The following is a 14,676-nucleotide window of genomic DNA, read 5'->3' on the forward strand; positions in this document are numbered from 1 at the left end:
TAATTAACTTTATTTTCCTTTTTTTAGGAAATAAAGATCTATTCATCTGAAATATGCTTTTCTAATCTTGGAAAAGTGCAAAAGGGTGCGTCTATGGGGATGTGCCCTTTTATTTGAGATCAACCAATTTGATTATAACTATTCATAAATAAAGTATCGAAAATTATCAGTATCTACGGTTTTAAGATTTACTACTGATAAAAGGAATGAATAAAAAAACGGTCAGCTATCCAAGGATAACTGGCCGTTCCATTTTTCTATATTATTTAGATAAGCTTCTGAAGAAGCAATTGCTACTATCTACTTAATTTTAGTAAACTCGGTCAACAACTCCCTAACATCAGCAACTGTTTTCAAGTTGTATCTCGCCTCAGAAGCACTCATACCAACTTTAATAGTGTATGCTTTTTTAGGCATCGCACGGAAAGTGTCTTCATCAGTCACATCATCACCTATGGCAAGTACAATGTCATATTTATCTTCAGATAAGAATTTAAGTGCTGCCTTTCCTTTGTTAACATCTTGGTTTTTCACCTCTACTACTTTATTACCGTGCATTACTTGCAGGTTCATGTTCGAAATCAAGTAGTTTAAGTTACCTACTAACTCTCTCGCTCTTAAATCTCCAAAGTCAGCATCTGCTTTACGGTAATGCCAAGCCACAGAATAAGCTTTTTCTTCTACAAACGATCCAGGAGTACGGTCTACATAACGATCAAGAATTCCATTGATCTTGCCTTTCCAATCAGAATTTAAGTTGTCGATCATTTGGAATGGTTCGTCACCGCTTCTTAACCAAATACCGTGTTCTGCAATGATATCTACCTTAAAGTCGGTAAACCAAGTTTCTAATGTTTCTTTATCACGACCACTGATTATAACCACTCTGTTTTTAGGATCAGCAGTAAGATTAAACATGATGTCTCTTAATTCTTGATCAGGAGAAACAGATTGAGGATCTGCAGCAAATCCTTTAAGTGTTCCATCGTAGTCTAAGAAAATAATACGCTTTTGTCCATCTGTATATTTTTGGAGCATTTTAGCTCTTGACTTTTCTGATAGTAAACGCATATTCATTGCGGTTTGTCTTTCTATTATATTATCAAGTTGATTCATAAATATTTCTACCCAACGATGTACATTGTATCTTCTTACTTTCTTTTGCATTTCTTTCATTCTACTTCTTTGCTCTTCTTCAGGCATTGTCAAAGAAGTATAAAGTGCTTCTACAATCTGATTTTCATCATTAGGGTTAATCAGGATAGCTTCTGAAAGCTCTTTTGCAGCACCTGCCATCTCACTTAGAATAAGCACACCTTGTTGGTCTGTCTTACTTGCCACGAATTCCTTACAAACTAGGTTCATGCCGTCTCTTAGAGGTGTTACTAAGGCTACTGAAGAGGCTTTGTATAAAGCAGATAATCCTTCGAAGCTGAATGAACGGTAGAAGTAATGAATCGGAGACCAATTCATACGACTGTATTTACCGTTTACTTTACCTACGAGTGTATCAATTTCTTCTTTTAGATGCTGATATTGGTCCACCTTATCTCTTGATGGAACCACAAGCAAAATCAAAGAAACCTGACCTTGGTATTCCGGATATTTGGATAAAAATTTATCAAATGCGATCAAACGATGCTTAATACCTTTACTGTAATCCAGTCGGTCAATTGATAAAATCGATTTATTTTTACTTAGTAAATCGCCATAAGCTATTACTTTTTGTTTCGTTTTTTCAGAATCGGCTGCTGACTCGAATTTGTCGTAATCGATACCCATAGGGAAAGCATCAACAGAAACCAATCTATTTTTCACTTTAATGTGACCTAAAGAGCTATCGTAACCCACGATTCTATTGACAGAACTTAAAAAGTGTCGCATGTCGTCGTAAGTATGGAAACCGATAAGGTCAGCGCCTAATACACCTTCTAACGTTTCTTGTCTCCAAGGAAGTAAACGGAAGATCTCATAAGAAGGGAATGGGATATGTTGGAAGAAACCGATGGTTGCATTTGGAAGTGCTTCTCTTAACATGCCCGGTAATAAAAGAAGTTGGTAATCGTGTACCCAAATTTTATCTTCTGGCTCTGCTACTTCCAAAATAGCATCTCTAAATAATTCGTTTACATGAATATAAGACTCCCAAAGGTCCATTTCATAGGTCGCATACTCTGTAAAGTAATGGAATAATGGCCAAAGTGTCTTGTTAGAGTAACCTTCATAGAATTTATTAACGTCTTCGCTAGTAAGGAAGACTGGGGCCATATTGTCTTTTTTAAGTTCACTTGTAATATGGTCTTTTTCTGCCTGGTCGTGATCTGAGGTGCCAGGCCAGCCGATCCATAAATTTCCACCTTGCTTATAAGTAGTACTTAAGCCTGTGGCTAACCCTCCCGAACTTGGTTTGAATGTAATTCCTTTGTCTGCATTTCTGCTTACCGTAACTGGAAGTCTGTTAGAGACAATGATTGTTTTTTTCGACATTGTAATGTTAGTTAATTGTAGGAAACACTAAAGAATATATTGAAGCACACGTTCCCAATGAATGAATGTCCATAATAGAGTTGCACCAAGAATTCCTCCAAGGAACATTCCTATTAAAAGCATTCTCTGATTATGTTTTCTATCTCTGAGCTGGATTTCAACTTCAACTTCATCTGGAAGGTCAGAAATTAAGAGTAATTTATTCTCTCTTTGCAATATTTTTTCGTCATATTCCTGAAGTTCCCTATTTTTGTCTTCGATTATTTCTTGGTAACTGTTGAAGACATCTTTAACACTATCCTGAGAGTCTTTCAACTCTTGAAATAAATCACCTAACTGCTCATGGCTAAATACTTTCTTTTTTCTATTAAAAGGAAAGTAGATGTAAACCCATAATAATATGAGAATTATAGATATTGAACCGATCCACCACCAGATATATTGCTGTAGGTTTTGAATGAATTGATACCAAACATCGTTCATATAAAAGAAGTTGTTTTTATAACATTAGTATCTAACTAATATTTCTATTACTCAAGAGATAATAATCAGATACCATCAAAAAATAGTTAAGAGTAATTGTTCTAAATTTTTAGCACAATTTGCTCAAGAGATTATTTCTAATAAATATAGGGTTTATTAAGCATCAATTAAAAGAACTTATTTTTTTTTTGATATTTAGTAGGGTAAAACCCTTTTCAAATGTAATATTAATAAATGTTAATCTATTTTAACGGTTAATTATTACATTACACCCCATAAAATTAACGTGAAATGTCTGAAGAAGAAGAAAAAGACTTTATAGATAAAGCACTTCACGATTTAAATCATCCCAAGAATAAAAAATTTGAGAAGGAATTGTCACCCCTTCACAAAGCAATGGATGAAGTAGATAATATGAAGATTCCGGACGCTAAGAAATCAAAAAAAGAGTCTTGGAAGGATATTAAAGGAAAAATTAGAACTGAAGCACCTCAACAAGAAAAAAGAGGTGTGATAGAAGTATTTTTCAATCCGCAACAAATTAGAAAAGTGGCTGCGGTTGCTGCTGTCTTTGTAGGTATTTATGCCTTATGGTTTTTCATGAACGGAATTCAAACTATTTCTCCATCGGATGGAACACTTGAATATACCTTTCCTGATGGATCAGTGGCTTACTTGAAAAAAGGATCAACTATAGATTACCTTAAACACAGGTTTGATGGAAATATCTATCTGAATGGTCATGCACAATTTCATATCAAGCCTGCGGCAGAAGGAGGAGTTTCTTATGAAGTAAAAACAGATCGCTCTGTTATTTTTGCCAATACAGGATCATCGTTTGATATTCGTGATGATAATTTCCTGTATCACTTGACTAATTTAGGTGATGAACATTTGAATGTGACGTCTCCTCATCATCTTGATGAAAGAAATAGAACTATCGTTCAGAACGGACATTCATTAAAATCTACCTCAAAGAGAATTGGTAATACATTTGATTTAGGTACTTCTCATTCTTCTTGGCCTTCTGGACATTTTGTATACAATGAAGTTCCATTAAAAATGGTTATCAAAGACTTTGAGAATCAATTTGGGGTGATTGTCGAACATGAAATCGCTGAGATTGAAGATATGTTGTATACAGGTAGTTTTAAAGATGAAGATATCACAAAAGCAGTCGCTTCTTTATGTGAGAGTATAGATATGGACTTTATACTAGAGGGAGAAAAAGTGATATTGAAACAAATAGTTGAAGAAGATTTATAATTTAATAATCTCTATTTAAGTATTTCAGAAGTTATTTTTTTCGAAAGTATAGATAAAGAAAAAGCCTTGTGTTACCGAAGTAGCACAAGGCTTTTATATGTCTTAGACTATCAAACTTAGACTTTGATCTCTACATCAACACCTGATGGTAAATCAAGTTTCATCAATGCGTCTACTGTCTTTGGAGAAGACGAGAAGATATCGATCAAACGCTTGTAAGTACAAAGTTGGAATTGCTCACGTGATTTCTTGTTTACGTGTGGTGAACGAAGAACTGTGAATTTTTCCTTTTTAGTTGGCAATGGCACTGGACCTGCAACAACTGCGTCTGTTTTCTTAACAGCTTCAACGATCTTAGCAGCAGATTTGTCTACTAAATTGTGATCGTATGACTTAAGTTTGATTCTGATTTTTTGTGTCATATCTTTTTTTGATAAGGTTAGCCGTCCGCTAACGAGAATTTATAATATCATAAACCCTGAACCTACCGTTGTAGGTTCAGAAATTCATGATTATTGACATTTATCTAAAATTACTTCTTAGCATCAGCGATTACGTCCTCAGCAACGTTTCTTGGTACTTCTTTGTACTCAGAGAAAGTTAATGAAGCCGACGCACGACCTGAAGTAATTGTACGAAGGTCAGTTACATAACCGAATAACTCTGATAAAGGTACATCAGCTTTGATTACAACAGCACCGTTAGAGATCTCTTGTCCTTTCGGAAGACCACGACGTTTGTTGATATCACCGATAACCGCACCAGTGTATTCGTCTGGAGTAACTACAGATACGTCCATGATAGGCTCAAGGATGATTGGCTGACAAGATTTTGAAGCCGCTTTGAAACCTAATTTAGCTGCCAATTCGAATGATAAAGCATCTGAATCGACATCATGGTAAGAACCGTAGAATAAACGAACGCGCATTGCGTCGATTGGGTAACCTGCTAAAGCACCGCTGCCCATAGCTGCTTCGAAACCTTTTTGTACAGCAGGAATAAATTCTTTTGGAATTACACCACCTTTGATTTCGTCAACAAACTGAAGACCTGGCTTAACAACACCATCCTCATCTGGCTCAGCTGGACCAAGTTCGAATTGGATATCGGCGAATTTACCCTTACCACCTGTTTGCTTCTTGTAAGTCTCTCTGTGTTCAGTAGAACCTTTGATCGCCTCACGGTAAGCAACTTGAGGAGCACCTTCGTTGATTTCAACGTTGAATTCTCTCTTAAGACGGTCGATGATAATCTCCAAGTGAAGCTCACCCATACCTCTCAAGATAGTTTGACCAGTTTCGTGGTCAGTTTCAACTGTAAGCGTTGGATCCTCTTCTACTAGTTTAGCGATAGCCATACCCAATTTATCTACATCACCTTTTGTTTTAGGCTCAATAGCGATACCGATTACCGGCTCAGGGAATACCATTTCTTCTAGTACGATAGGAGCACCAAGCTCAACAAGTGTATCACCAGTTTTGATGTCTTTGAAACCTACACCCGCACAGATATCACCTGCCTCAACTTGAGGGATTGGATTTTGCTTATTCGAGTGCATTTGCATCAAACGAGAGATACGCTCTTTTTTACCAGTACGCATGTTCAATACATACGAACCAGCTTCAAGAGTACCAGAGTAAGCTCTTAAGAAGCAAAGACGACCTACGAATGGGTCAGTTGCGATCTTAAATGCTAACGCTGAGAATTTATCTGAAGCATCTGCCTTACGAGTCTCCTCTTCACCTGTTTCAGGGTTAGTACCTTTTGTATCAGGTAAGTCAAGTGGAGATGGTAAGTAAGAACAAACTGCGTCAAGAAGTGCTTGAACACCTTTATTTTTGAATGCAGAACCACACATTACTGGAGAGAATTCCATGTTCATAACAGCCTTACGAACTGCAGCACGAACTTCCTCAGCAGTAATTGAATCTGGGTCTTCGAAGAATTTCTCCATCAACTCCTCATTGTGAGTAGAAACCGCCTCGATAAGGTTTTCTCTCCACTCAGCAACTTCGTCTACCATATCAGCAGGGATGTCGATTACTTCGTAAGTAAATCCTTGGTCAGCCTCGTTCCAAACGATTGCTTCGTTTGTAATCAAGTCAACAACACCTCTGAAACCTTCTTCAGCACCGATTGGCAATTGTAAAGGAACTGGAGTTGCACCCAATTTCTCTTCAATTGTTTTTACTGCTTTCAAGAAGTCTGCACCAGCACGGTCCATTTTGTTGATGAAACAGATACGAGGTACCTTGTAGTCATCAGCTTGACGCCATACAGTTTCAGATTGAGGTTCTACACCAGATACGGCACAGAAAAGTGCTACAGCACCATCAAGAACACGAAGAGAACGCGCTACTTCTACTGTGAAGTCAACGTGACCAGGAGTGTCAATGATGTTTACTTTGTACTCTTCTGAAGCTGGAGTAGCCTTACCCTGTTCAGTAGGGTAGTTCCATGTAGTGGTTGTAGCAGCAGACGTAATAGTGATACCACGTTCTTGCTCTTGCTCCATCCAGTCCATAGTTGCAGCTCCGTCGTGTACCTCACCAATTTTGTGAGATTTACCTGTGTAATAAAGGATACGCTCTGTAGTCGTTGTTTTACCAGCATCAATGTGAGCCATGATACCGATGTTCCTTTGGTGCGAAAGATGGATCTTCTTAGCCACGGATTATTAGAATCTAAAGTGTGAAAATGCTTTATTTGCTTCTGCCATACGGTGAGTATCGTCTTTCTTCTTCACTGCAGCACCTTCTCCACGAGAAGCGGCAATGATTTCAGCAGCAAGACGCTCCATCATAGTACGCTCGTTACGCTTTCTAGACATAGTGATCATCCACTTCATACCTAGAGATTGCTTACGATCTGGACGTACTTCAACTGGCACTTGGAAAGTTGCACCACCAACACGGCGTGCTTTAACTTCTACTGTTGGCATTACGTTGGCAAGTCCTTTTTTGAATACTTCCAATGCATCAACAGTTTCGCCTTCTTTTGAAAGCTTTTTACCAACAAGTTCTAACGCATCGTAGAAAATGCTGTATGCAATACTTTTTTTGCCGTCAACCATTAAGTTGTTAACGAACTTTGTTACCATAGTATCACCGAATTTTGGATCTGGTAATACGTAGCGCTTTTTAGGTTTCGCCTTTCTCATTTCTCTAAAGAATAAATAATTTAAGAGATGTCCTTACTGACAAAGATGTCTTTACTTCAGGACTTGGACTTTAATAATTTTTTTTAAGTAAGTAGGTACCTATTACTTCTTAGGTTTTTTAGTACCGTACTTAGAACGACGTTGACCACGTCCTTCAACACCAGCTGTATCAAGAGCTCCACGAACGATGTGATATCTCACACCAGGAAGATCTTTAATACGACCACCACGAATCAAAACGATTGAGTGCTCTTGCAAGTTGTGTCCTTCACCTGGGATATAAGCATTGACTTCCTTACCGTTAGTCAAACGAACCCTTGCTACTTTACGCATCGCCGAGTTAGGCTTCTTAGGCGTAGTAGTGTAAACTCTTGTACATACTCCTCTACGTTGAGGGCATGAATCTAATGCAGGAGATTTAGATTTTAAAACAATCTTCTTTCTTCCTTTTCTAACAAGTTGTTGAATAGTAGGCATTTACTTAACTTTTTAATTTAAATGCGTCTAACGTTCGATACTATTAATTCTCGAATGCAAAAATTTTACAGTGGGCAAAGGTATTAATTTATTCTGTTTTTTCCATTCTTTTATATAAACTATTTGTTATGAGTTTGTTATCATCTATTAATTTGATTGTTAATAAAATGTAATTCACTGGTTTTAAGAGAGATTTATGAAGAGAAATAAGGTAAGAAGTAAAAAAGTAAGAGGGAAAGGCCTATTGGACTTTGTTGAAGTTAGGAGTTAGGAATGAGGAGTTAGGAATTACAATGTAGAAGTAACAATAGTATCCATGATTATGATTTATGTGTTTATGGCAGGTTATTTACATCCCCGTCTTCAACGAGGCGGCTTCAGCCCCTCGAATACTATCGGGTTTTGTTGAAGTTAGGAGTTAGGAATGAGGAGTTAGGAATTGCAATGTAGAAATAACAATAGCATCCATGACTTTGATTTATGTGTTTATGGCAGATTATTTACATCTCCGTCTTCAACGAGGCGGCTTTAGCCCCTCGAGCACAGTCACTGATGTTGAGAGACCATCTACATACATAAACAAAAGGCCTATGAGAATCTCCCATTGGCCTATGATATATTAAATTAATAACACGTGATTACTTTTTCGCATCTGCAATCACTTCCTGAGCGATATTATTAGGTACTTCTTTATATTCTGAGAAAGTAAGAGTAGCTGACGCTCTACCTGAAGTAATTGTACGAAGATCAGTAACATAACCGAATAATTCTGATAATGGAACGTCGGCTTTGATCACTACTGCTCCGTTGGACATTTCTTGTCCTTTTGGTAGTCCTCTTCTTTTGTTGATATCACCAATGACGGAACCTGTGTATTCATCTGGAGTGATGACAGATACATCCATGATTGGTTCTAAGATGATTGGTGTACAAGATTTAGCTGCTTCCTTGAAACCTAGTTTTGCCGCTAATTCGAAAGATAAAGCATCCGAATCGACATCATGATAAGATCCATAGAATAAACGAACACGTATTGCATCGATTGGATATCCGGCTAATGTACCATTTCCCATGGCTGCTTGGAAACCTTTCTGAACAGCTGGAATGAATTCTTTTGGAATGACACCACCTTTAATTTCATCCACAAACTGTAAACCAGGTTGTACAACGCCATTTTCATCGGGTTCAGCTGGACCTAATTCGAATTGGATATCGGCAAATTTACCTTTACCACCGGTTTGTTTTTTATAAGTTTCTCTATGTTCTGTAGACGATTTAATGGCTTCACGGTAAGCAACTTGAGGAGCACCTTCGTTGATTTCGACATTAAATTCACGTTTTAAACGGTCTACGATAATTTCTAAGTGAAGCTCTCCCATACCTTTCAAGATCGTCTGACCCGTTTCGTGGTTGGTTTCTACTGTTAAGGTAGGATCTTCTTCTACTAATTTCGCAATGGCTACCCCTAATTTATCGACGTCACCTTTTGTTTTAGGCTCGATGGCGATACCAATTACAGGTTCTGGGAAAACCATTTCTTCCAATACAATTGGGGCTCCTAGCTCAACTAAAGTATCACCCGTCTTGATATCTTTAAAACCTACGCCTGCACAAATATCGCCGGCTTCCACTTGAGGGATTGGGTTTTGTTTGTTGGAGTGCATTTGCATCAAACGGGAAATACGTTCTTTCTTACCAGTACGCATATTCAATACATATGAGCCCGCTTCAAGAGTACCAGAATAGGCACGTAAGAAACATAGTCGACCAACAAATGGATCGGTAGCAATTTTAAAGGCCAATGCAGCGAATTTATCAGATGCATCTGCTTTTCTAGTTTCTTGTTCTCCGGTTTCAGGGTTGGTACCAATCGTATCCGGTAAATCAAGTGGAGATGGTAAGTAAGAACAAACTGCGTCAAGAAGTGCTTGAACACCTTTATTCTTAAATGCAGAACCACACATTACAGGGGAAAACTCCATATTCATCACTGCTTTACGAACAGCGGCACGAACTTCATCGGGAGTAATCGAATCGGGATTATCGAAGAATTTTTCCATTAATTCCTCGTTGTGTGTAGATACAGCTTCGATTAGGTTTTCTCTCCATTCAGCTACTTCGTCAACCATGTCCGCAGGAGTTTCAATGACTTCATAGGTAAATCCTTGGTCAGCCTCATTCCAAACGATGGCTTCATTGGTGATTAAATCAACCACTCCTTTAAAGTTTTCTTCTGCACCAATTGGTAATTGTAATGGGACAGGAGTCGCTCCTAATTTATCTTCAATTGTTTTTACGGCTTTCAAAAAGTCAGCTCCCGCTCTATCCATTTTATTGATAAAACAGATTCTTGGCACTTTGTAATCATCGGCCTGACGCCATACCGTTTCCGATTGAGGTTCAACTCCAGATACTGCATCAAATAAGGCAACGGCTCCATCCAGTACACGAAGTGATCGAGCTACTTCTACGGTAAAGTCAACGTGACCGGGAGTATCGATAATATTTACTTTATATTCTTCGGAAGCTGGAGTGGGTTTCCCTTGTTCAGTGGGGTAATTCCAAGTCGTAGTAGTAGCAGCTGATGTAATGGTAATACCACGCTCTTGTTCTTGTTCCATCCAGTCCATGGTAGCGGCACCGTCGTGTACCTCTCCAATTTTATGCGATTTTCCTGTATAATAAAGAATACGTTCTGTTGTGGTAGTTTTTCCGGCATCAATATGTGCCATGATACCAATATTTCTTTGGTGCGAAAGACTAATTTTCTTTGCCACGATGATTAGATTTTAAGTTGGGTGAATTAAATTAAAGATGAACATCTGAAGTGGAAAATTTACTTCAAATGAAAATCAAGTGGTTGAATTGGTTCAGAATTTACTATTTAATATTCTTATAATCAATGAATAAGTTTTCAATTTGATATTAAATTCAATATCAAGTACTATTTACAGGCTTTTTGATATTTACCCATCTTGTTTGATGTTATCTCTATGTATTTAAGATTAGATGACGTTCATTGATAAATAATTAATAAAATTTTGCATTTTTGTGGTAATTGAAATTATCACTTAGCGATATGATTAAAATAACTAAAATACTACCTCTACTTACCTTTATCTTTCTATTTGGAGGACATACTTATGCTCAAGAAGCTAAAATTCAGAAAGCAGATGTGTATGTGACTGGAGGTTTAGAAATAATTTTTTCAGGAAATACTGGACTACAAATGGCAGGACAGGAAATCAATGGAGGTGTGCTTCGTTTTGCTCCTGTGTTTAACTGGCAATCACTTATAAATTTCGATTTTAGCCCAAGATTTGGTCTTTATACCGGTTTTGGAATTAGAAATGTCGGAATGATTTTCGACGTGCCTTCTGAATTTGTAGATTCTTCTGTTCAAGGACCAGTAAGAAAAAAAGTTAGAACTTATAACTTAGGTATTCCTGTAGGTTTTAAAGTTGGTAACCTTCATGGATTATTTTTCTATGGTGGGTATGAGTTTGAAATTCCTGTTCAGTACAAAGAAAAAACATTTGTTTCTGAGAGAAAGGACGATCGTTTTTCTGTTTGGTTTACTGATCGTGTCAATCTACAGCATTCATTAATGTTGGGTGTACAGTTTCCTTATGGAACTAACCTGAAGTTTAAATATTACCTGAATGATTACTTTAATTCTTCTTGGGGTAGAAATCAGGTGAATATGAAAGGAACGAATTTATCGTATAACCAAATTACAGGAAACGTTTTCTATGTTTCTCTAAATATCAATCTGTTTAGAAATACGAAATTCTACTTCTCTGAATATGAAAAGAAACATACTTTTCCTCAGAGCTAATTAGTAGAATAATAAAATATATGAGGTGATGATTTTTTCATCACCTTTTTTTATTGCCATTATTTTTTCTGCAAACGGTTTAGCATCATGATATTATCGGATTTTAATGAAGGTAACATAACAGTTATTGGTTACATGATTTTTGTTAACGTTCAAAATGAAACAATGTTACCTTTAACTGAGTTAGAGTAGGTGTGATCAGAATTTATTTTGATATTCTTGGTTGACTATCAATAATATTTAGTTGTTCTGTCTACTTATCAATTTATGTTGCTTTAAAAGGTAACAATGTTTCTAATTTTAATATTTACGAAGAAAATGAAAAAAATCTTACTATCATTTTTGATGTTATTTTCAGTAGCTACAATTTTTACATCATGTAGTGAACAAGAGGAGAATGTTATTGCTCCGGAAAAAGAAGGAAGAGTAATAACAGTTAGACCTGTAATCGAAGAGCAGATTACACCAATGAGAAATGCAGAAGAAGGGTTGGAGTACAATGGGTACACACTTAAAGTCACAGATGAGGTTACAGAAATTGTGAAAGAGAATGTATCCCTAAACGATGATATTAATGTACATAATGTCACTGGCGACTTTACTTTAGAACTCTATCACCAAAACAAAGATGTATTGGTTTCTGAAGTGTATTACTTAAACGGTAAAGCTGAAGGAGCAAACGTTGATGAGGTGGTTACTGTTCGTATGAAAAATACACAATTCTCTTATATCCTTGTTGATGGAGCTGAGGATGAAGTGAAAGGTGCTTCAATTGATGGATTCGAGTTTTTACCAGAAAGCGACGAAATGTATCCGAATTTCTATGCCTATATCCAAGGAGGTACTTCTCATAAAGTATTGATTAATACTGTAAGAGGGTATGCCGGTATTACTGTAGATGCAGTAGCTGATATTCAATATACTTACTCAGTAAACTTCTCTACAGATGGAAATATTATCATTGATCCTGGTTTTAATGGTGATCCTATTGAATTTGATCCTATTACAAATCCAATGAAACCTATCGTAGCTTTTGAAGATATTTTAGGAGCTGAAGACCTATCATTTGATTATTTTACTGGTGTGGTGACAGGTATATCATCAGAAAGAAGAGACGGTACACACCAAGTACATTTCTTTGGTGCTACTGGAATGGATAGAAAAGAGGTAATTCATTTATCTGATGTTAACCCATCTTTTGATGTTGAAACGAACTCAAAAGAATTACATATGTCTATTTATGTAAATGACTACTCCTCAAAATCAGTATCTTTATTTGCTGATGGAACAGTTAGAGATACTGTAGGTGATAAGTTATATAATTCTTGGTCTGAATTCGCTAATGCCAACCCAGATGTAACAATTACTACAACTTGGATCGAAGGAGTTAAAGTAAACTGTAACTTTATTGTAAGAATTGGGTGGTCTTCAAATAAAGAAAAAGTGAACTTCACATTGAATGGTCTAAGTTACTAATTCATGGTATTTTGATGATGAGAAAAAGGCTGCTTCCATTTGAAAGCAGCCTTTGTTATTTGGTTTATTAAGGAAATACAAGGCTACTTCCGAAGTGAGCAGCCTTGAATAATCAGTATCAATCGACATGAATGGAGGAGTCTTCTTCAACTAACTTTTTGAATTCAAAGTCATCCTCTATTTCATCTGATTTGCACCGATCACACGAAATTGATAATAAGGTTATTAAAATAGTTAATACAAAGAGGCGCATTATTCTATTACTATAGTGTCATCTACTTCTTCAAGATCTTCGAAAGCAAAGTTTAAACCTTCAAAAGTCTTTACTCTTGGCGTTAAAGATTTGTCGATGATTAGACCAAATCCTTTTGCTTTTCCAGGAGTAACCATTTGATTTGGATAATCTTCTGCTTTGAAGTCCCATCTTTTATTAACACCACCTTCTACTAGTTCGCCTTCTTCATCGATTTCTCTAATAGTTAAAGCAATTTTGATCTTAGCACCTGTTGTTAAAACACAGCTAGAAACATCAATCCAACCTGCTGACCCAGAGAAGAACATAGGAGCAGTTTTGTCAGTTACATTACCATCTGCATCATAGGCGTGAACATTTAAAATTGCTTGATAGAAACGAGGCATTTCTTGATCTTCAAACATAGCAGCAACAGTCATTCTACCGTTTTGAGGATTCATTTCAAAAGTTTCAAGAGTTGTTGTTGTATTCACATCTTTTACTTGAGGTGTTGCTTCATATGCCACAATAGGGTTACGAGAAGATCTTGCAACATTTAACACCTCAGAAATTGTGATGTTTGGGTCCAGTTCATTAATTCTATTCATGATCATGATATCTGCAGAACCACAATCATAGCTGTAAGAAGCACTAAACTCTCTAGCGTTACCAAAAGGAACATCTATTAGTTTTCCTCCCTCTGTGTCTGTTGGAGGTACAAATGCCCAAGGCTCTCCATCTTGTGTTTTACCATCAATAGTAAACATGATTTCAGATTGGTTAATCCAATCTACAGCAGCTGTTCTTGCATTAGATAGTGTAGGTGCACCTACTTTAACAGCTAGATCTACTGTTTCTAATTCAGGACCTACTTCAGGTTGTTCATCTTGATTTGTACATGAGAACATGAAAGATGCTAATAAAGCACCTAAAAATAAGGGTAAATTTTTCATTTTTAATGATTGAATTTAAAGTTGTTTTAGTAAATACAATAGAAAGATTTCTATCGTTTGTTTAGCTGAAACTATATAAGGTAAAGAATATAATTTCAAGGGTTTAGGTTTCGTGTGACCACTAAAGAAACGATGTTACTTTAGTCTTCGGGTAGGTGAATTTGCTAGAAAATTGTTTTCTACATAGTAATACTGATTAAAATTAAATAATTGATGTCTATCCGATAGAAGAAAAACAAAAGACACATTCGATGAATGTAGGATATCAAATACGATCCAATAGAAATTATCTTATTGTGATTGA

At 36.5% G+C, this 14,676-nt stretch carries 12 protein-coding genes; 3 read left to right on the forward strand and 9 right to left on the reverse strand.

Going from position 1 to position 14,676, the window contains the following annotated elements:
• Positions 1-300: 300 nt before the first annotated feature.
• Positions 301-2,487 carry a bifunctional alpha,alpha-trehalose-phosphate synthase (UDP-forming)/trehalose-phosphatase gene (locus KMW28_RS01365; protein WP_169664808.1) on the reverse strand — a complete coding sequence of 729 codons (2,187 nt, stop codon included), beginning with the start codon at positions 2,485-2,487 and terminating at the stop codon, positions 301-303.
• Between the two features lie 27 nt (positions 2,488-2,514).
• The gene (locus KMW28_RS01370; protein ID WP_169664807.1) at positions 2,515-2,970 is read right to left on the reverse strand and encodes a hypothetical protein; all 456 of its coding nucleotides are present in this window, start codon (positions 2,968-2,970) and stop codon (positions 2,515-2,517) included.
• A 291-nt stretch (positions 2,971-3,261) separates the two neighbouring features.
• On the opposite strand from KMW28_RS01370, the gene KMW28_RS01375 reads away from it, so the two are divergent.
• A complete protein-coding gene (locus tag KMW28_RS01375) occupies positions 3,262-4,236 on the forward strand; it encodes a FecR family protein (protein ID WP_169664806.1) in 975 nt (324 codons plus the stop codon).
• A 116-nt stretch (positions 4,237-4,352) separates the two neighbouring features.
• Here the strand turns inward: KMW28_RS01375 and rpsJ are convergent, their stop codons facing one another.
• The 5 genes from rpsJ to fusA (KMW28_RS01400) form a co-directional block, all read right to left on the reverse strand.
• On the reverse strand, positions 4,353-4,658 hold the full coding sequence (gene rpsJ, locus KMW28_RS01380; RefSeq protein WP_044227810.1) for a 30S ribosomal protein S10: 306 nt from the start codon (positions 4,656-4,658) through the stop codon (positions 4,353-4,355).
• A 110-nt stretch (positions 4,659-4,768) separates the two neighbouring features.
• Entirely contained in the window at positions 4,769-6,907 is a 2,139-nt protein-coding gene (gene fusA, locus KMW28_RS01385; RefSeq protein WP_169664805.1) for an elongation factor G, read from the reverse strand.
• A 6-nt stretch (positions 6,908-6,913) separates the two neighbouring features.
• Positions 6,914-7,396, reverse strand: a complete 483-nt coding sequence (gene rpsG, locus KMW28_RS01390) for a 30S ribosomal protein S7 (RefSeq protein WP_169664804.1) — start codon at positions 7,394-7,396, stop codon at positions 6,914-6,916.
• 102 nt (positions 7,397-7,498) lie between these two features.
• Positions 7,499-7,873, reverse strand: a complete 375-nt coding sequence (gene rpsL, locus KMW28_RS01395; protein ID WP_044202330.1) for a 30S ribosomal protein S12 — start codon at positions 7,871-7,873, stop codon at positions 7,499-7,501.
• A 638-nt stretch (positions 7,874-8,511) separates the two neighbouring features.
• Positions 8,512-10,650, reverse strand: coding sequence for an elongation factor G (fusA, locus tag KMW28_RS01400; RefSeq protein WP_169664803.1), 2,139 nt, complete (start codon positions 10,648-10,650; stop codon positions 8,512-8,514).
• A 302-nt stretch (positions 10,651-10,952) separates the two neighbouring features.
• Here fusA (KMW28_RS01400) and KMW28_RS01405 point away from each other — a divergent pair, with 302 nt between their 5' ends.
• Complete coding sequence (locus KMW28_RS01405) at positions 10,953-11,711, forward strand: hypothetical protein (protein ID WP_066210760.1); 759 nt, start codon at positions 10,953-10,955, stop codon at positions 11,709-11,711.
• A gap of 318 nt (positions 11,712-12,029) precedes the next feature.
• Positions 12,030-13,187 (forward strand): hypothetical protein, encoded by a 1,158-nt coding sequence (locus KMW28_RS01410; RefSeq protein ID WP_169664802.1) that lies wholly within the window; start codon positions 12,030-12,032, stop codon positions 13,185-13,187.
• Here the strand turns inward: KMW28_RS01410 and KMW28_RS01415 are convergent.
• Positions 13,176-13,316, reverse strand: a complete 141-nt coding sequence (locus KMW28_RS01415) for a hypothetical protein (RefSeq protein WP_215585779.1) — start codon at positions 13,314-13,316, stop codon at positions 13,176-13,178. The two genes, KMW28_RS01410 and KMW28_RS01415, sit on opposite strands and share 12 nt — an antisense overlap.
• A 123-nt stretch (positions 13,317-13,439) precedes the next feature.
• Complete coding sequence (locus KMW28_RS01420; RefSeq protein ID WP_066210758.1) at positions 13,440-14,372, reverse strand: hypothetical protein; 933 nt, start codon at positions 14,370-14,372, stop codon at positions 13,440-13,442.
• Positions 14,373-14,676 lie beyond the last annotated feature (304 nt).

The sequence above is a fragment of the Flammeovirga yaeyamensis genome, assembly GCF_018736045.1.
In the GTDB taxonomy this organism is placed as follows: Bacteria; Bacteroidota; Bacteroidia; order Cytophagales; family Flammeovirgaceae; genus Flammeovirga; species Flammeovirga yaeyamensis.

Bases quoted from the DNA above. Each gene is read 5' to 3' on its own strand.
- KMW28_RS01405 (WP_066210760.1), top strand. From the start codon at position 10,953: ATGATTAAAATAACTAAAATACTACCTCTACTTACCTTTATCTTTCTA.
- KMW28_RS01375 (WP_169664806.1), top strand. From the start codon at position 3,262: ATGTCTGAAGAAGAAGAAAAAGACTTTATAGATAAAGCACTTCACGAT.
- KMW28_RS01415 (WP_215585779.1), bottom strand. From the start codon at position 13,316: ATGTCGATTGATACTGATTATTCAAGGCTGCTCACTTCGGAAGTAGCC.
- KMW28_RS01420 (WP_066210758.1), bottom strand. From the start codon at position 14,372: ATGAAAAATTTACCCTTATTTTTAGGTGCTTTATTAGCATCTTTCATG.
- KMW28_RS01370 (WP_169664807.1), bottom strand. From the start codon at position 2,970: ATGAACGATGTTTGGTATCAATTCATTCAAAACCTACAGCAATATATC.
- rpsJ (WP_044227810.1), bottom strand. From the start codon at position 4,658: ATGACACAAAAAATCAGAATCAAACTTAAGTCATACGATCACAATTTA.
- rpsL (WP_044202330.1), bottom strand. From the start codon at position 7,873: ATGCCTACTATTCAACAACTTGTTAGAAAAGGAAGAAAGAAGATTGTT.
- KMW28_RS01365 (WP_169664808.1), bottom strand. From the start codon at position 2,487: ATGTCGAAAAAAACAATCATTGTCTCTAACAGACTTCCAGTTACGGTA.
- KMW28_RS01410 (WP_169664802.1), top strand. From the start codon at position 12,030: ATGAAAAAAATCTTACTATCATTTTTGATGTTATTTTCAGTAGCTACA.
- rpsG (WP_169664804.1), bottom strand. From the start codon at position 7,396: ATGAGAAAGGCGAAACCTAAAAAGCGCTACGTATTACCAGATCCAAAA.